General features: G+C 30.5%; 16 protein-coding genes, 1 tRNA gene and 1 riboswitch. Of the genes, 7 read left to right on the forward strand and 10 right to left on the reverse strand.

Features of this window, described 5'->3' with window-relative positions; genetic code table 11:
* Positions 1 to 21: 21 nt before the first annotated feature.
* Both gpmI and F6464_RS08765 read right to left on the reverse strand, forming a co-directional pair.
* Positions 22 to 1,539, reverse strand: a complete 1,518-nt coding sequence (gpmI, locus tag F6464_RS08760; RefSeq protein WP_151107426.1) for a 2,3-bisphosphoglycerate-independent phosphoglycerate mutase — start codon at positions 1,537 to 1,539, stop codon at positions 22 to 24.
* A gap of 124 nt (positions 1,540 to 1,663) precedes the next feature.
* The gene (locus tag F6464_RS08765) at positions 1,664 to 4,060 is read right to left on the reverse strand and encodes a DUF5916 domain-containing protein (RefSeq protein ID WP_151107427.1); all 2,397 of its coding nucleotides are present in this window, start codon (positions 4,058 to 4,060) and stop codon (positions 1,664 to 1,666) included.
* A 280-nt stretch (positions 4,061 to 4,340) separates the two neighbouring features.
* Here F6464_RS08765 and F6464_RS08770 point away from each other — a divergent pair, with 280 nt between their 5' ends.
* The 4 genes from F6464_RS08770 (at position 4,341) to F6464_RS08785 (ending at position 8,450) form a co-directional block, all read left to right on the forward strand.
* Entirely contained in the window at positions 4,341 to 5,048 is a 708-nt protein-coding gene (locus tag F6464_RS08770) for a murein L,D-transpeptidase catalytic domain family protein (RefSeq protein WP_151107428.1), read from the forward strand.
* A gap of 152 nt (positions 5,049 to 5,200) precedes the next feature.
* A tRNA-Gly gene (locus tag F6464_RS08775) sits at positions 5,201 to 5,276 on the forward strand.
* A gap of 126 nt (positions 5,277 to 5,402) precedes the next feature.
* Positions 5,403 to 7,469: a CotH kinase family protein gene (locus tag F6464_RS08780; RefSeq protein ID WP_151107429.1), complete on the forward strand. Its 2,067-nt coding sequence runs from the start codon at positions 5,403 to 5,405 to the stop codon at positions 7,467 to 7,469.
* A gap of 12 nt (positions 7,470 to 7,481) precedes the next feature.
* The gene (locus F6464_RS08785; protein ID WP_151107501.1) at positions 7,482 to 8,450 is read left to right on the forward strand and encodes an ion channel; all 969 of its coding nucleotides are present in this window, start codon (positions 7,482 to 7,484) and stop codon (positions 8,448 to 8,450) included.
* On the opposite strand, the gene F6464_RS08790 is transcribed toward F6464_RS08785, so the two are convergent.
* The 4 genes from F6464_RS08790 to rmuC all read right to left on the reverse strand — a co-directional run bounded on the left by F6464_RS08790 (position 8,437) and on the right by rmuC (position 11,360).
* Positions 8,437 to 8,976, reverse strand: a complete 540-nt coding sequence (locus F6464_RS08790; protein ID WP_151107430.1) for a YceI family protein — start codon at positions 8,974 to 8,976, stop codon at positions 8,437 to 8,439. The genes F6464_RS08785 and F6464_RS08790 overlap by 14 nt on opposite strands.
* A gap of 101 nt (positions 8,977 to 9,077) precedes the next feature.
* Positions 9,078 to 9,620 carry an acyl-CoA thioesterase gene (locus F6464_RS08795; RefSeq protein WP_151107431.1) on the reverse strand — a complete coding sequence of 181 codons (543 nt, stop codon included), beginning with the start codon at positions 9,618 to 9,620 and terminating at the stop codon, positions 9,078 to 9,080.
* Complete coding sequence (locus F6464_RS08800) at positions 9,620 to 9,985, reverse strand: 6-phosphogluconate dehydrogenase (protein WP_151107432.1); 366 nt, start codon at positions 9,983 to 9,985, stop codon at positions 9,620 to 9,622. The genes F6464_RS08795 and F6464_RS08800 overlap by 1 nt, the downstream gene beginning before the upstream one ends.
* 10 nt (positions 9,986 to 9,995) lie before the next feature.
* Positions 9,996 to 11,360, reverse strand: a complete 1,365-nt coding sequence (rmuC, locus tag F6464_RS08805) for a DNA recombination protein RmuC (protein WP_151107433.1) — start codon at positions 11,358 to 11,360, stop codon at positions 9,996 to 9,998.
* Positions 11,361 to 11,467: 107 nt separating this feature from the next.
* On the opposite strand from rmuC, the gene F6464_RS08810 reads away from it, so the two are divergent.
* Positions 11,468 to 12,040 carry a pseudouridine synthase gene (locus F6464_RS08810; RefSeq protein ID WP_151107502.1) on the forward strand — a complete coding sequence of 191 codons (573 nt, stop codon included), beginning with the start codon at positions 11,468 to 11,470 and terminating at the stop codon, positions 12,038 to 12,040.
* Between the two features lie 12 nt (positions 12,041 to 12,052).
* Positions 12,053 to 12,505, forward strand: a complete 453-nt coding sequence (locus tag F6464_RS08815; protein ID WP_151107434.1) for a tRNA (cytidine(34)-2'-O)-methyltransferase — start codon at positions 12,053 to 12,055, stop codon at positions 12,503 to 12,505.
* Here F6464_RS08815 and F6464_RS08820 read toward each other — a convergent pair.
* The 4 genes from F6464_RS08820 to F6464_RS08835 form a co-directional block, all read right to left on the reverse strand.
* On the reverse strand, positions 12,498 to 13,259 hold the full coding sequence (locus F6464_RS08820) for a dienelactone hydrolase family protein (RefSeq protein WP_151107435.1): 762 nt from the start codon (positions 13,257 to 13,259) through the stop codon (positions 12,498 to 12,500). The two genes, F6464_RS08815 and F6464_RS08820, sit on opposite strands and share 8 nt — an antisense overlap.
* Positions 13,260 to 13,319: 60 nt before the next feature.
* Positions 13,320 to 14,102 carry an ABC transporter ATP-binding protein gene (locus F6464_RS08825; RefSeq protein ID WP_151107436.1) on the reverse strand — a complete coding sequence of 261 codons (783 nt, stop codon included), beginning with the start codon at positions 14,100 to 14,102 and terminating at the stop codon, positions 13,320 to 13,322.
* Positions 14,103 to 14,267: 165 nt separating this feature from the next.
* On the reverse strand, positions 14,268 to 15,296 hold the full coding sequence (locus F6464_RS08830) for an iron ABC transporter permease (RefSeq protein WP_151107437.1): 1,029 nt from the start codon (positions 15,294 to 15,296) through the stop codon (positions 14,268 to 14,270).
* Position 15,297: 1 nt separating this feature from the next.
* Positions 15,298 to 16,443: an ABC transporter substrate-binding protein gene (locus tag F6464_RS08835; RefSeq protein WP_151107438.1), complete on the reverse strand. Its 1,146-nt coding sequence runs from the start codon at positions 16,441 to 16,443 to the stop codon at positions 15,298 to 15,300.
* Positions 16,444 to 16,523: 80 nt separating this feature from the next.
* Positions 16,524 to 16,789: riboswitch (cobalamin riboswitch) on the forward strand.
* Positions 16,790 to 16,820: 31 nt separating this feature from the next.
* On the opposite strand from F6464_RS08835, the gene F6464_RS08840 reads away from it, so the two are divergent.
* Entirely contained in the window at positions 16,821 to 18,644 is a 1,824-nt protein-coding gene (locus F6464_RS08840; protein ID WP_151107439.1) for a TonB-dependent receptor plug domain-containing protein, read from the forward strand.

Below are 18,644 nucleotides of genomic sequence, written 5' to 3' on the forward strand. Positions count from 1 at the left end.
TCCATTTTGGAGCTTTTAAATTTAAAGTAAAGAATGTCTCGTCATCACTTCTGGTTTCTCAATTCCCATCAATTCCAAAATGGTAGGAGCTAAATCACCCAAAACGCCATCGTGAATTTGTTTCAATTCTTTGTCCACGAGAATAATTGGTACTGGGTTCGTAGTGTGAGCTGTATTTGGACTTCCGTCAGGGTTAATCATGGTTTCACAATTTCCGTGATCGGCAATGATTAATGTAGTATAGTTGTTTGCTAGGGCTGCGGTTATTACTTTTTCGACACATTTATCAACAGCTTCGCATGCTTTTATTGCTGCACTCATAATGCCTGTATGTCCTACCATATCACCGTTTGCAAAATTTAGACAAACAAAATCTGTTTCGCCTTTGTTCAATTCAGGAACTAATGCGTCGGCAAGTTCAAAAGCGCTCATTTCGGGTTGTAAATCATAAGTAGCCACTTTTGGAGAGTTTTTTAAAATCCTACTTTCTCCCTCAAAAGGCAGCTCTCTACCGCCAGAAAAAAAGAATGTTACGTGTGGATATTTTTCTGTTTCGGCAATTCTAATTTGTTTTTTGCCTGCTTTTTCCAAAACTTCTCCAAGAGTTTCGGTAATATTATCCTTGTTGTAAACTACTTTTACATTTTTATACGTTTCATCATAATTTGTTAACGTTACATAATATAAATTGAGTTTATGCATGTTTTGTTCGTGAAAATCTTTTTGCGATAGCACCTCGGTAAGTTCCCTTCCTCTGTCAGTTCTAAAGTTAAAGAAGATTACAACATCATTTTCTTTGATAGTTGCTAATGGTTTTTCGTTTTCATCAACAACAATAATCGGATTGATAAACTCATCGGTTACATTATTTTTATAACTTTCTTTAATGCTTTCTACTGCGTTTTTAGAATGAATTCCAACTCCGTTTACTAGTAAATCATAGGCTAACTTAACTCTTTCCCAACGCTTATCTCTGTCCATAGCATAATAACGACCTACTACCGAAGCTAATTTTACAGAAGTATTAGTGATATAATTTTCTAAATCTTGTATGTATTTTTTACCTGATTTTGGATCTACGTCACGACCGTCAGTGAATGCATGTACAAATACTTTTTGTAAGCCAAAATCTTGTGTAGCATCAATTAATCCTCTAAGATGCGAAGTGTGTGAATGGACCCCGCCATCTGAAACCAAACCTAAAAAATGAATATTTACATTCTTGTCCTTAGCATATTGAAAAGCTTCTACAAGAACAGGTTCTTGATTTAAAGATTTGTGCTCAACAGCCAGATTTATTTTGGCCAAATCTTGATATACAATTCTTCCTGCGCCAAGATTCATATGACCAACTTCACTATTTCCCATTTGACCTTCGGGTAAACCAACATTCAAACCATCAGTTCTTAGTTGTGCACTTGGATATTTAGTATAAAGTGAATTTATAAAAGGCACATTCGCATTGTCAATAGCTGAAACTTTTGGGTCTGGCGATTTCCCCCATCCGTCAAGAATCATCAAAATTACTTTTTTGTTCATTGTTTTTTATATTTATTTCATAGAGTTCGGCCTGTCAGTCTCGAATAAACAAAGATAAAGTATTTTAATTTTTTGAAACGAAAATTAGTAATGATAATTTAATAATTATTTTGAGGAAAGACAATTAATTTTTTAAAGAATTGTAATCAATAAAATACCGAATACTAATAGAAAATATGTGATCTAAATTATTGTTTTTTATAGCATCACTAAAATTTCTGCTAAGTTCTTTACTAAAATCAGTTCCTTGAGTAAAAGTAGAAAGGTTAAAATTTCTATATAATACAGAAATTTGACTTCCTGGAGCAAACCACCACGAATAGGACAAATCGAGATTCCAAGTATTGAAATTAGAGTCTATATTTTTATTGTAAATTAAATTGTCAACGACTGAACCATCGTCTAACAAGGTTAAAAACTGTTTGTTTTTAGCGTATGCCCAATAATGTCTAACGGATAAATTAAATGTCATAGTATGGTTTAAGGCATATTTTCCTTGTAGTGTATTATTGTATGAAGTTATATTTCGTTTTGTAAATACACTTAAATCATCATAATCTTGAGCAGATCCTATATTGTTCTTTTGTTTAAAAAATTCAAACTCATAACTCAATGAAAAATGGTCATTAAAACGATATCTAGGATTAATATAGACGCCAGTATTTATTCTATCTTTTTCGTTTAAAAATGTAACTTGAGGATTAAACTCAACAGCGAGTTTACTATTTGCATTTGTTGAATAAGTAGAAGAAAGACGAATGCTTTCTGGGATTAGTAAAAATTTAGAATCGTCGAAACTTCTAGGCTCATAGAAGTCGAAGGTTTTTACCGGAGAAACAGTAAAGTTATAACCCAAATAATTGTTTTTGTGATTAGTTGTGTCAAAACTTAACTTAATTGTACCAGTTTGAAGTCTTCCCGTCTTATTTTCAAATTCACTGTAAAGATTTAGTTTTGCAGTAAATGTGTTGAAAGTCTTGTTTGGATTTAAAATTTGATAAGTAGCATTTCCGAAAAGGGAATGAAAATGAGTTTGAAATAGAATCCCTAAATCATTGCTATCAAAATCTTTAGAAATGAATTTTCCTCCAATTCCATAACGATAATTACCTGAAGTTTCAGCTATATTTATAGAAGAATTTATACCTGCTTTATCATCGGTTTTACCAAAATTATTAATGGAACTATATTTAAAATCCCCACTTAAGTTATAAGTGTTTTTTTTTGTATTTAAATCCCAAACTAAAGCAGAAACGTTTGCATCCCGAAATTGACCGTTACGAGTTACATTAGTGTTTACAAATGAAACTGATGAGTTTTGTTTAAAACGTTGATCTAAAACCAAAACATTATAATTTGCTAAAGGCTCTAAAAGTACCCTTTTTGTTTGATCTGTATCTATGTCTTTTATTGAAACAGTTGTCCTTTCAGTTATAGCATTTAATACTCCTATACCAAGACCACCTTTGGTTCTGCCAGAAATTTTTATAGCATTTAATAAATTTATTGATTTTGGATATTCATTTAGTTGTTCATTAGTATTCAATGTCGATTCATATTCAAAATCTTCTAGGAAGGTTTCTCCAATTCGTCTGGAATAAAATAAATTTCCTTTTTGAAATAAATCGGTGCTTTCAGTAAAAAAAGGACGATTTTCAGTAAATTGTTGTTCAAAAGGACTCAGATTAAGAATAACGTTATCAAATTTTGTTTGTCCAAAATCAGGTACTAAAATCGCGTCTAAGGTAAAGGCATCACTAATGCCATATTTAATGTCTAATCCTCCTTTGTATTCTCCTTGTGTTTTTTGAGAAGTATTTGAATTAAGATAAAAAGAAGAATAAGGAATAAAAAATAATCGAGTAGGAGTTTCTATGTCATCGATGCCTTCAAGAAGTCCTGACTGAGCACTCTCATTATTAATTGAAGAGTCAATAAAATTCCAAGTATAGGATTGTCTGTCTCTTCGAATTTCACGATAAAAATTCACCCCCCAAGTTTGTTTTTTTTTGGTAGAAAAACGTAATGCAGCATATGGAATTTTCATTTCAACAACCCAACCATAATCGGTTATTCTAACGGTACTCTCCCAAATGGCATCCCAAGTATAGTCTTCTCCGTTTTGATTTGTAAAAACACAATCAGCTTGAACTCCAGCTGCACTTACAAAAAATCTAAAATCTTGCTGACTATCATTAAAGCCATTTAGGAAAATAGCAAAGTTTTCTGAAGTTCCAAAATTATCTCTTTGAGTAATTTCTTTAAGAATTTTATTGGGTTCATCATCAAACATTTTTGCTGCAATAAAAATTCCGTCGTCGTTGTAAACAATTTGAACTTCAGTTTTCTTCTCTTTTGAAATTGGTTTTCCGTTATCTGGAGAAAACATAACAAAATCTGTAGCAATTGGAGCAAATTCCCAAATAGGTTCGTTAAATTTCGCGTCTATTGTTATATCTCCAGATGTTATTGCACGTAAAACTTTCTTTTGACCGAAAAAATTTAAATGTAACAAAACCATTAAAAATACTATAAACAGTCGAAAGTTTAACATAAAAATATACTATATCTTACAAAAATAAATATTATATCGACAAACACAATTATAATAAAATATATTTTCTTTTTTTTCGTTGTTTATATTATTTTTTAATAAAATTATTGTAATTCAAGATCATAATAAGAACTAAAAACTAAAATACGATTTTTGTTAATATTTTTTTTTGATATTTAATTTGCCTGTTGGCATGATATTTGTCTAAAATAAAAATTAATATTGTCTCATAACTAATACAAAGCCAATGATTTATAAATTAATTCCTCTTTTAATGTTTTTATTGATGTCTTTTACTTCAAATGAGAATAGTCATTTAAGCATCAAGTTAGTAGAAAAGACAATTATTTCTAACATTGATTCTAATGTGGAAAGTTTTTATTGTGGTTTGAATTCTAATAATTTAGAATTGCCCAAAATAGAAAGTTTCTCTGAGGCTTTAAAAGGGTTTTATTTGTTAAAAGAAAAAGGAGTTGTTAAAAAAGATGTTTTAACTTTAATAGATTTTAGTTTGTCGTCAAATACAAAAAGGCTTTGGGTTATTGATTTAGTTTCAAAGAAAATTTTATTTAATTCTCTCGTGGCTCACGGAAGAAATACAGGAGAAGAGTTTGCAACATCGTTCTCAAACAAAGCATCTTCCTTTAAAAGTAGTCTAGGCTTTTATGTTACGGGAGAGATTTATCAAGGAAAACACGGAAACTCATTAAAATTAGATGGACTTGAAAAAGGGATAAATGATAAAGCTAGAGAACGAGGAGTAGTGATGCATGCGGCTAATTATGTTTCAAATCTTTTTATTAAAAACAATAATAGGTTAGGAAGAAGTCAGGGCTGCCCAGCAATACCTATTGAGTTTTCAAATCAAATTATAAATGTTATAAAAAATAAATCATGCTTATTTATTTACCATCCAACTATAAATAGCTATAAATCACTGAAACTTATCTCTTAAAAATAAGAATCATTATTTACTAATGAATTAATAATAAATGTCTTAGTACTTTTAATTTTTTTATTTAGGAGTCTTGTAAAAAAAGAAACTATTTTTTTTATAAAAAACTTGCAACAAACTAAACTTATTAATTATATTTGCACCGTTGTAATGCGAAAGTAGCTCAGTTGGTAGAGCTCCAGCCTTCCAAGCTGGTTGTCGCGAGTTCGAGCCTCGTCTTTCGCTCCATAATTTAAAGTCTAAACGAAAGTTTAGACTTTTTTTATTAATTAAGATTCTACAATTTAAATATTTCTATTCATTTTTTAACTATTAAATACACTTATACTTACTTTTGTTGGAAATAAACTCATAATGAAATTTTTATTATTTAAAACAGTAACATTTTTTTCAAAATTAATTTTAGTGTTATTGTTATCAACTTTTTATTCTGGATTCTCACAAATCTTAACAAGTAGCAATTTGCCTATAGTTATAATCACGACAAATCTTGATCCGAATACTAATGAAAATCGAGAAATTACTGATGACTATAGAATATTTGCTAACTTGAAAATAATTAAGCATCCAGACGGAACTACTAATTATTTTTCAGATATCAATACTCCTCAATATTTAAATTATGATGGCAAAATAAATATCGAAATTAGAGGTTCGTTTTCTCAGTTATTGCCTAAGAAGCAATATGGTTTTAGTACATTGCTTGAGGACAATAGCAACAATAATATTAGCCTACTTGATATGCCAAAAGAGAATGATTGGATTTTAAATTCGTTAGCTTTTGACCCTTCATTGATAAGGGATTATTTATCTTATAATTTATCTAGACAAATGGGTAATTACGCAACTCGAGCGGCCTACTGTGAGGTAATAATCAATAATGAATACAAAGGATTATATCTTTTGCAGGAAAAAATTAAAGCTGATTCTAATAGAGTAGATATACTTAAAATGACTATAACCGACAATGTAATGCCCAATATTACAGGAGGTTATATTATTAAAGCTGATAAAACGACAGGGGGTGATCCTGTAGCGTGGAATATGCCTTCGTATTCTGGGCAAACAGATTTTATATATGATTCGCCTAAGCCTGAAGAAATTACGACTCAACAAAAAGTTTATATCAAAGGGCAGTTCTTTAGTTTGGCTTCATCTTCAAATTCTAATAACAGTAGTTTTAGTGATGGTTATCCATCTTTTATTGATGTGCCTTCTTTTATAGATTTTATGATTTCTAATGAATTAGCTTCAAATGTAGATGGTTATAAATTTAGCACCTATTTTCATAAAGACAGAAATGGGAAATTACGGGCAGGTCCAATTTGGGATTTTAATTTAACCTATGGGAATGACTTATTTGACTGGGGTTATGATAGGAGTAAAACAGATGTATGGCAGTTTTCGAATGGAGATAACGAGGGTTCAAAATTCTGGACAGATTTGTTTAACAATCCTACTTATAAATGCTATTTATCTAAAAGATGGAACCAACTCTTGCAAGCTGGTCAGCCATTAAATGATTCTAGTTTAGTACAGTTTATAGATTCAGCGGTTAGCCAAATTAAAGATGTTATTGTCAGAGAAAATCAAAAATGGGAAACAATTCCTAATCATGCACTCGAAATACAGCAGTTAAAAACTTTTCTTGAATTAAGAATTTCTTGGATAACAAAAAATCTAGGTTCATTTTCTTCGTGTAATTCTTTTAATGCTCCTGCATTAGTTATTAATAAAATCAATTATCATCCTCTTGAGTCTAATGATTTTCCAGAATCTAATGATTTAGAATTTATCGAAATAAAAAACACAGGATTAACGACAATAAATCTTACAGGTTATTATTTTAAAGAATTAGGATTAACTTATGTTTTTCCCGCAAACTCAACTATTTTGGCAAATCAGAGTGCTTTTTTAGCTAGTAATTCTTCCGTTTTCAAAGCTAAATATGGAATTACTGCTTTCGGACAATTTACGCGTAATTTATCTAACAGTACCCAAAAATTAGTTTTAGTTGATGCTTTTGGAAATGCAATAGATTCAGTAGAGTATTCGGATATATTACCTTGGCCAGATGCAGACGGAAACGGAAGTTATTTGCAATTGATTAATACTAATTTAGATAATAGTTTGCCTACTAGTTGGGTTGCGTCAAACGACGAAACTCTAACAAACTTTGATTTTTTAAAAAAAGATGAAGTTTCTATTTATCCAAACCCAACATCTCAAATAGTGAATATTCATTCTAAAAAAGGAATAGAAAAAGTTGAAGTTTTTGATGTTTTAGGATCATTAATTTTTAGTTCTAATAAGAAATCTGATTCTATTTCTATAGATTTTAGTTCCTATTCAAAAGGAATTTACTTTGTTACAGTTTTTAACGAATTGGGTATAACTACTGAGAAAATAGTTAAATTCTAAGTAATAATGGATATGGCTCTTTTAAAAAAATTAAATATAAAAGCAAAATCAGAGATCAATTCAGGTTTTGGTTCCAATGCAAGTAATTACGGTGGACGCTTTTTGAATAAAGATGGCTCGGCGAATATTCAAAAACGAGGTATGAATTTCATTAGTCGTATTAGTTGGTATCATACCATGATTGAATTGCAAAATTGGAAATTCATGAGTATTTTACTTATTTTTTACATAGGAATAAATTTTATTTTTGCTACTATTTATTACTCTATTGGTATTGAATATCTTGATGGTATTGATTTGTCAGGTTCAGAATGGGAAAAATTTGCAAAGGCCTATTTTTTTAGTGCGCAAACTTTTACAACTGTAGGCTATGGCCATATTAGTCCAAATGGGTTTTTAACAAGTTCTTTGGCTGCTGCTGAGGCCCTTATCGGATTGTTGAGTTTTGCAATAGCAACAGGGTTGTTTTTTGGAAGATTTAGTAAACCTACTGCTTTTTTAAAATTTTCACACAATGCTCTTATCTCTCCTTATGGAGAAATTTCGGCATTAATGATTCGAATGACACCGTTTAAGAATACTAGATTTACTGATGCAGAGGCTAAAATAACTTTAGGAATGCGCATTGATGAGGATGGAAAGATGACTAATAAATTCTACACTTTAGATTTGGAAATGAGTAAAGTTAATTCTTTAACGTTAAGTTGGACACTTGTTCATCCTATAACAGAGAACAGTCCGCTTTTCAAATTTACTAAGAAAGATTTTGAGGATATTGAAGGAGAAGTTATGGTCTTTGTAAAGATTTTTGACGATATGTTTAGCACGACAGTAGCCACATCAACTTCATATACTTTTAAAGAAGTATTTTATGGAGCAAAATTTGAATTAATGTATTCTGAAAATAAGTATAATACAATTTTGCATTTAGATAAATTAAATTCATTTTATGAAGTTGACTTAAATCCTACTTTAAACTAAATTCACTTTTCAAGTGGATTGTTTTTGCAACTTTATAACTTACTATTGATGGAATACTGATGTTATAATCATCTAAATTTATATCAAAATCTGAAAATAGAAGCAATTGATTGTTCCTTTTTATTAGCGTAACTATTGTGTTTATTTTTTTTGATTTTCCGTGAATTTTTAATTTGCCAATAAGTGTGAATTTTTTAGGAGTGTCTCCAATTATATTGCTATTAAATCCATTAATTATCCCTTTAAATCTTGCTGTTGGGTAAATATTACTTTGTAAATAATTTTTATTAAAATGTTCCTCCATTAAGGAAAGTTTAAATTGAAATTTTTTAACTATTGCAATACAATCAATTTCACCAGTTTTTGTTCCTAAAGAGCAAGAAACACTATCGTTTAGTGCAGTAATTTCCTCAAAAGACGGTACCGAAGCTTCAAAAATAATTTTGCCTGATTTCTCAACCATTTTATCTTGAGCAAAAATAAACAGTGATAGGAGTTGAATACAAAATATCAGTAATAGTTTCATTTTGATTAACTTTAAAAGTCCCAAAAACTATATTAAAGTTAATAAAAAAAATCAATAATGTTGCTAAAATTGTCTAATATTAAGTAGTGTAAATAGGGGTGTTATTTCATTTCTACATTATATTTTTTAAGCTCTTCTAAAACTTCTTTTGAAGAGTAATCGAAGGTTTCTTCATGTTTGTCTCTTTCTTTTCTTGTAGCGATTCTTTTTATACAACTAAAAAAACGTCTTCTTTCTTCTAAACTTGATAATGCTAATCTAGGGACTAGTACTGAATTTCCCTGTTTGTCTTTGGCAACCATAGTAAAGTATGACGAATTGCAATGATTAACTGTTCCTGTTTGTATGTTTTCAGAATCTACCCGAATGCCAATAACCATAGATGTTTTTCCTACATAGTTCACAGAAGCTTTTAGTGTAACCAATTCGCCAATTTCAATCGGACTTAAAAAATCGACAGTATCTACCGAAGCGGTAACACAATAGGTTCCTGAATATTTTGAAGCACAGGCAAATGCAATTTGGTCCATTAGTGATAAAATATAACCACCATGAATTTTTCCGTTAAAATTAGAATGAGATGGCAACATCAATTGCGAAATGGTAATTTTGGATTCTTTTACGGATTTAAAACCTGTATTCATTATTTAATATTAAAAGGTGAATTTTCTTTTTCGACTTTAACAACAAAATGCTTGCTTTCTCCCCACCAAGGAAAGGTTTTATATCTTTCTTTATAAGTAACTTTTACATATTGACCTTGCAACTCATTTAAATCGTCAATGACTTTTTGATCACTATCTAAAACTGAAAAAGTAAAAATATGAGAACCTGTAATTCCGCGACTTATCTCGCCTTCCCAAGTTTTGAAAATTATGCCTTTGTGACTTAGTTTTATTAATTCGCCAGCACGAACACCTTCACTATAGGTTGCATAATAAGCAAAAGAAATGTAAGCAGCAATTCCTAAAAAAATAGATAGTATTACATATATTATAAATTTTCTCATATAGATTAATTTAAAGTTCATTTTCTTCAACACCTGAACGCTTCAAAATACTATCGGGTAATGATTTTTTGGCTTTGGCGCCCATTTTTTTTAATTTTTCGACACTTGTAATTAGGTTTCCTTTTCCTTCTACTAATTTATTCATTGCGCCTTGATATTCTAGTTTACTTTCTTCAATTTTTTTACCTACTCGGATTAAATCAGCAACAAAACCTTCGAATTTATCATACAAAGCACCAGCCTGACGTGCAATTTCAAAAGCGTTCTCTTGTTGCTTTTGGTTGGCCCACATGCTGTCAATAGTTCGTAAAGTAGCTAGTAAAGTTGAAGGAGTAACAATGACAATATTTTTTTCGAATGCTTTGTTGTATAAAGATACATCTTCGTTTAAAGCAATGGCAAAAGCTGGCTCTATTGGAATAAAAAGCAATACAAAGTCGGGACTTTCTATTTGATATAAATCCTGATAATTTTTTTCGCCCAATTGCTCAACATGGCGTTTTATAGAATTGACATGTTCTTTCAAATAGCCGTTTTTTATAACGTCCTCTTCTTCATTGATGTATTTTTCATAAGCGGTTAATGATACTTTCGAGTCAACAATCATCTTTTTCCCATCAGGTAAATTAATAACGACATCAGGATAAACTCGTTGTCCATCATCATTTGTATGCGATTGTTGTACATAATATTCTCGATCTTTTTCTAAACCTGATTTCTCTAAAACCCGTTCTAAAACTAATTCGCCCCAATTGCCTTGCATTTTGCTATCGCCTTTAAGCGCTTTTGTTAGGTTAATGGTTTCTTTGCTCATCTGTTCATTCATTTCTCGTAAACCTAAAATTTGCTGACGTAAAGCGGCATGGTAATCGATACTTTCTTTATGGGTGTCTTCGACTTTTTTCTCAAATAATTGAATTTTATCTTGCAAAGGCGACAAGATGTTTTTCATATTTTCTTTATTCTGTTCGGTAAATTTATTCGATTTTTCTTCTAGAATTTTATTGGCTAAATTCTCAAATTCTTTGGTAAATTTTTCTTGCAGTTTTTCTACTTCCTCTTTTTGTTCTTTGTTACGTTCCCATAAATTGTCAAAATCGACTTCTTTTTTAGAAAGTTGAATAGCCAAACTGTCTTTTTCGTTTCTAATACTTTCTTTGTCTTTATTAGTTTCTGAAAGCTGTTTTTCAAAATTAGATTTGTCTATTTGAATTTGTTCTTTTAAAGAGTCAAACAGATTGTTTAAAGCGAGTAATTTTTCTTCTAAACTAATTTTGTCGGTTTGAAATCGTGCCGAAAAAATGATTTTTCCAATAAAAACACCGATTCCGAGTGCAATTATAAAAACAAATAAAAAGGGAAACAAGTTCGACATAAAAAGCAATTTTTGTAAAAAAGTAAAAGTAAGGAATATTATCAATTTTAGAATTTTAAATTACAGAATTTAAAAATGTATTTTTGTTCCAAATTATAGATTTTAATATGCATCGTCATTTTATTCTTCATAAACCCTATGGTTATTTGAGTCAATTCGTTTATCAACTCAAACGAAATAAGAAATTATTAGGTGAATTGCATGATTTTCCATCTGGAACTATGGCAATTGGCAGACTAGACGAAGATTCTGAAGGACTACTTTTATTAACAACTGACGGAAAAGTGAGCGAGCAAATATGTAGTAAAAAAGTGGATAAAGAATACTATGTTCAAGTAGATGGAATCATTACTGAGGAAGCTATTAAACAATTAATGATTGGAGTTGAAATAGGTTTTGAGGGTACAAAATACATGACCAAGCCTTGTAAAGCTTTTATTGTAAATGTAATTCCTGATTTTGGAGCAAGAGCAAAGCAGATTCGCGATGACCGTCATGGGCCAACTTCTTGGGCGGCTTTAATAGTAAATGAAGGTAAGTTTCGGCAAATTAGAAAAATGACTGCTGCCGTAGGATTTCCAACATTGCGCTTGGTTCGTGTTCGTATTGGGAATGTTAGACTAAATGATTTACAAGCTGGTGAAGTTTTAGAAGTTGATGATTTTAAAATAATTGATTAAAAATAATTATAAATGTTAAACATTGTTTTAGTTGAGCCTGAAATTCCTAACAACACTGGAAATATTGGTCGGTTGTGTGTAGGAACCGAAAGTCGTTTGCACTTAATTCATCCTTTTGGATTTGTGATTAATGATAAGAATTTGAAACGTTCAGGATTGGATTACTGGGTACATCTTGATGTTACCGAATATCAGAATGTAGCTGAGTGGAAAGCCAAAATTACTAATGAATCGAGAGTTTTTCTAATGAGTTCTCATGCAACAACTTCTATATATGATATTGAATATCAAGATGGTGACTGGTTGGTTTTTGGAAAAGAGAGTGTAGGTTTGAGTCAGGAGGTTTTGGATCAATTTGAAAATCATTTAAAAATTCCGATGGCAAACTTAATTCGGAGTTTTAATATTGCCAATTCTGTGGCTTTTGTGGTTGGGGAAGCGAAGCGACAGATTTCAATTATTTAAATATTTCATCAAAAAAATCTTTCATAGCTTGCCAAGATCTTTTTGCAGCTTTTTCATTGTATGCAGTCCCTTTACTATTATCATTTCCAGCATCTTTATGGGTAAAAGCGTGAACTGAATTTGCATAATAGTTCATTTGCCAATCTGCTTTTGCAGTTCTCATTTCATTTTGAAAAGCTTTAACTTCAGCTTCAGGAACATAAAAATCGTCTGCACCATGAAGCACTAAAATTTTTACTGAAATTGGATCAATAGTTCTCGTTGCATCCCTTCCTAATCCGCCATGAAATGAAACAATTCCTTTTACTTTCATATTGGTTCTTGCAGCTTCAATAGCTCCAGTTCCTCCAAAACAATATCCAATTACTGCAATTTTATCGGGATTTGCACCTTGTTTGATTAACTCGTCTAAAGCTAATTGAATTCGTTTTTGATATTCTTTTATGTTCGATTTAAAATATCCAGCAATTTTCCCTGCTTCACTGGGATTTGATGGTCTTTTATCAATTCCATAAATATCTGCTACAAAAGTCAAATATCCTAGTTTAGCTAATTCAGAAGCATTTTCTTTAGCATTATTGTCAATTCCCATCCAAGCAGGAAGTAATAAAACTGCATTTCCGTTAGCAACTTTCTTTTTAGGAACTTCAACAATTCCCTCCAGTTTTTGATTACCATCTGAATAAGAAACCATTATTTGTGCTTGCGATGAAACCATTGTTAAAGTAAAGATAAGGATAAAGATATTTTTCATGATTTAATTTTTTTTAAAATTACTATTTTTAAAATGAAATGCTACTGAAACAAATCATAATTATTGTATAATAAACTTCCCTTTTTTATCATCAAAAATAATATTTTCATCGTGAAATAAAGTATTAAAAATACCTTTACTAATCAAATTACAGGGTTGATCTTGAACAACGGTTTCGGGTGTCATTATAATCATTTCATCACTCAACTGAATTGCCAAATCAATATCATGAGTTGAAAATAAAATACATTTATTGGTTTCCTGAGATAGTTTTTTTAATAGTTTAAAAACTGAAACTTTGTGAAGCAAATCTAAATGGGTTGTAGGTTCATCAAGAATAATTAAAGGCGTATCTTGAGTCAATGCTCTTGCAATCAATACTTTTTGTAATTGTCCGTCACTAATTTCGTAATGCTTCTTGTTCGCCAAATGAATAATTTGGGTCAAGTTGATTGCTTCACTAACTTTTATAACATCCTCGTTACTTAGTTCACCAACCCAATTAGTGTAAGGCTGTCTTCCAAGTGCAACGAGTTCAAAAACCGTCAAATTGCTTGGCGGTAATTTTTCGGTAAGCACCAAGCTTAATTGCTTTGCTAGTGCTAAAGGTTTGTAGGATTTAATATCTTTTTCATTCAAAAAAACAGTTCCAGAAAGTGGTTTTTGAATTCCAGTTAATGTGCGTAAGAGAGTCGATTTTCCTATTCCGTTAGCTCCAATCAAGGAGATTAGTTTTCCAGATTCTAAATTTAAATTGACATTTTGAGCAATACAATTCTTTTCCCTCTTAGTTGTATAACCAATGGATAAATTTGAAGTAGAAAGAATGTTTTTAGTATTCATGGGATATTAAGAAAAAGGGTTATACCAGAAATGTTTTGATCATTCACTTTTTAAAACCATTGCGATAATTAAGAAAAAGCAAAGCTTAATTTTATTAATGGTTTAAAATGTTTGTAAATTTATTTTAAATGTTTTTACTATTCGCACAAAATATATTCGTTTTAATCAAACTAAACTTCTCTTTCTAACAATCAACCAAATTACAATTGGCGCACCAATAATTGAAGTTATTGCATTAATAGGTAATGTAAATTCTAATCCTGGCATTTGTGAAATCATATCGCAAAAAAGCATCAGTATTGCTCCAATTAAAATCGTACTCCAAAACAAGATTTTATGATTACTCGTTTGAAAAATTAATTTTGCTAAATGAGGAACAGCCAATCCAATAAAAGCAATTGGTCCCGCAAATGCAGTAATGCTTCCCGCTAATAAACTAGTCGCAATAATGATTATATATCTCGATTTTTTGATATTTAAACCCATGCTTTTTGCATAGTTTTCTCCCAGTAATAATGCGTCTAAAGATTTTACAGAAACTAAACTCAAAAGCAATCCTAAGACAACAACAATGGTTAAAATAAGTATGTTTTGCCAAGATAAGTTTCCTAAATTTCCCATATTCCAAAAAGTAAATTTTTGTAGTTGTTCAGCTGAACTGAAATAGGTTAAAACTGAAACAATCGAGCCTGTAAAGCTACTAAACATTAATCCTACAATTAAAATAGTTGCGGTATCTCTTATTTTTACCGAAACAATTAAAATTAAAAGCAATACTAAAAAACTTCCTAAGCAAGATGCTAGTATAATCCCATAGGATGAAAGCACAATAGAAGATAGGAAATCAGGTAAAAATCCTGCGCCTAAAATTGCCAAGGCAACCCCTAAACTTGAACCAGAACTTAGACCCAGCACATAAGGACCGGCAAGCGGATTTCGAAAAAGCGTTTGCATCAATAAACCGCTAATTGACAATCCGATTCCAACTAAAATTGCTGTAATAGCTTTAGGCAATCTAAAATTCACAATGATATATTCCCAAGTTTCTTTACTTGAGGATAATCCAGTAAGGCTTTTGAAGACTTCTTTTAATGGGATGTTCACTTGACCTAGAGAAATATTCAATGCCAATGTCAATAGCAATAGCAATAGCAATGCTGAGAATAGAAATGTATTTCTGTTTTTGGATTTCAAATCAGTTCAATTTTTTAAAAAAGAAAGGCTCATAGCCTATTAATAATTCAGGGTGTAAAATTTTCACCAAGTCTTTCAAAACAATGTCAGGTCGGTTCGGACCCAATTCATAATATAAAACGCCACCAGTTTTTCCTTTTTTACCACAAAACGAATATACTTTTTTATTTTGAAAAGCCTTAAATTGATTGTAATGCGGATTGGCACCGGACATAGCTTTTAAAGTTGAGAATTGCCCCGAAGTTATCCAAAAATCAGCATTTTTTGCTTTTTCAAATACCGTTTCAAAAGATAAGGATAGGCTACCTGTGCCAGTAGTTTCTTGCCATATATAATTGGCATTTGCCTCTTTAAAAAGGAAGCTTCCCCAGCTCGTGCCACTTGGTAAATACCATTTGCCTTCAAAAATATCTCCAGCTAAAAGAGATGGTTTGTATTTTGCTTTTTTTGCTATAAAAGTTGCTGCTAAATACTCTTTTTCGATAGAAGCGAAGATTTTGTTTGACTCAGCTTGTTTGCAATACAAGGCGCCAAATAGTTTAATCCATTCTGCTTTTCCTAACGGAGTTGTTTCGTTCCAATCGCCGTTTAAGATTACTTTTAATCCGCTTTTTTGCAAGTTATCTAACGTAGGATTATTGTTGTCTAAGCCGTAACCTACAATTATATTGGGCTGTAAATCAATCAGCTTTTCTGTATTTAATGAGGAATTATTGCCTAATTCTTTAATTTTTCCTTTTTCAATTTGAGTTCTAACTTTATCAGAAGAAATATAGTTGAGGTTGGGAAAACCAATTAGCGAATTTTCAACACCTAGCATTTCTAAAGAGGGAATATGCGTGGTTGAGGTTACTACAATTGATTGAATAGGAACTTGAATAGTGGTAAATTGTTGCAAACTATCAGGGACAATTCCGTTTTTTTCTTTTAGAATGTAAGTGAATTTTTTGGTTGCTTTAGGCCAAGGATTTGAAACAATTACAATTGAAAATCCTTTGTGATTTATAATAGAAAGCCCCGTTGCATACTGAATGGTATTCTCTGATTTAGACTTTTTATGAGTTGAAACAAATTCGCTATTTTGTTTGCATCCAATGAATAAAATTGAAAATAGGAAAAGTGTAATTTTTAAAAAATATAATTTCATTGGATTAATTTCAAAAACACAAAGGTATATCTAATCGCATTTAAAATTCAAATTTTATTTTTATTCAAAGGATAAAACTATATTTGCACTTGAATTAAGGTTGTGGTTTTCGTTTATATGAAAATCACATTAAAAGGGAATTAGGTTCAAAACCTAGGCTGTTCCCGCAACTGTAAGCTATTAAGCTTGTTGTTATCTACAAAACCATTGTTCAAATTAGGAATTACTGATTTGGGAATTAGGATTTAAAAATCCTTAATCCAAAAAATCTTTAATCCTTAATTCGGAATGAGAAGGTCAACAACAAGACGCAAGCCAGGAGACCTGCCTTTTTTTTTAACGAATATCGAATCTTCGGGAAAAAAGATTCTGAAATTATGACTTTAAGAAAACAGTTGATGTTGCTCTTGTTATTTATGTGCCAATTTATTTTGGGGCAAACTGATTCTATTGTTTTAAAAGAAGTAAATGTTACCGATAGCCAATTAAAAAAGTTTTCGAACTCTAAATCGATTTTAAAAATCAATGATTCTGTTATTTTCAAAAACAGGTCTTCATTGACCTCACTTTTAAACTTTAATTCTACCATTTACTTCAAAGAAAACGGCTTAGGAATGGTTTCTTCTCCTTCTTTTAGAGGAACAACTGCCCAACAAACAGCTGTTGTTTGGAACGGAATTAATATCAATTCACAACTTAACGGACTAACTGATTTTAATACTATAAACAGTTCAAATTACAATTCTATAACCATTCGTGCTGGAGGCGGAAGCTCGATTTATGGCTCTAGTGCCATTGGCGGAAGCATTCATTTGAATAACGATTTGAATTTCGAAAATGAATTTTCAAATAATTTACTGTTACGATACGGTAGTTTCAATACACAAAATCTAGATTATTTATTTAAAGCTTCTACAAAAAAGTTAAGTTCACAATTTTCAGTTTCTAGAAATAGCTCTGACAATGATTTTGATTATTTAGGCACGAATAAGAAAAATGAGAATGGTCAATTTTACAACACAAGTACTAATTTTAATTTTGGATATAAATTAAATGCTACCAATTTTATAAAATTCTATAATCAGATTTTTGATGGTGAAAGACATTTTTCCGGCACTCTTGCTGCAGGTTCTAAAAGCAAGTATCAGGATTTTAATACTAGAAGTTTAATAGAGTTTTCTAATTTTTATAAAAACACGATTTCGAATGTTCGATTGGCATATTTAACCGAGGAGTACAACTATTTTGAAGACAAAGATTTAAACAATTTTAGTTACGGAAAATCGGAAACAGCTATTGCTAAATATGACTTTTCATACCAATTAAACAAAAAAATTAATTTTAATACACTTATAGATTATACCCGAACTATTGGTTTTGGATCAGATTTGAAAGAAAATAAGCGCCAAATTGTATCTGGAATCTTTCTGATGAAACATCAATTAACAGATGCTTTTTTATACGAATTGAATTTTAGAAATGAAATTACATCCAATTATAAAAGTCCAGTTTTATATGCTTTTGGTGCAAATTATAAAGTTTCGAAAATATATACTTCAAAGTTTAATTTTTCAAAAAATTTCAGAATTCCAACTTTTAATGATTTGTATTATCAAGCCGGTGGAAATGAAAACTTAAAACCCGAAAGCGCCTATCAATTAGATTTAATTCAAGAGATTACAGTTAATAATCTTGTTTTTTCAATTTCAGGTTTCTTCAATAAAATTACCGATATGATAAGTTGGAAACCAAATGATTCTGGTCTTTGGCAACCTATAAATACCAATAAAGTAAAAACGTACGGTGTAGAAACACATCTAAGGTATGACAAGCAAATTAGTAAAAATCAAGCCATACAATTTGTTGCCAATTATGGATATACCATTTCAGAAAATGAAATGACCAAAAAGCAATTGATTTATGTTCCTTATCACAAATTGACTTCTAATGCCGCTTATTCGTATAGAAAAATAACTTTTTATTTTAATTATTTATTTAATGGTCAGGTTTTTACCTCGTTTGATAACAAATACAAACTAAAAGAATATACAGTTGTGAATTCAGGAATTGAATATCAATTTTTGAAGTCATGCAAACTAGGATTTCAGGTGCAAAATATTTTTAATGAGAAATATCAAAATGTGGAGCAGCGCCCTTTGCCAGGAAGGAATTATACTGTGAATTTTAACTTTAATCTATAA

Origin of the sequence: Flavobacterium luteum (assembly GCF_008806775.1) — a bacterium.
Classification (GTDB): Bacteria; Bacteroidota; Bacteroidia; order Flavobacteriales; family Flavobacteriaceae; genus Flavobacterium; species Flavobacterium luteum.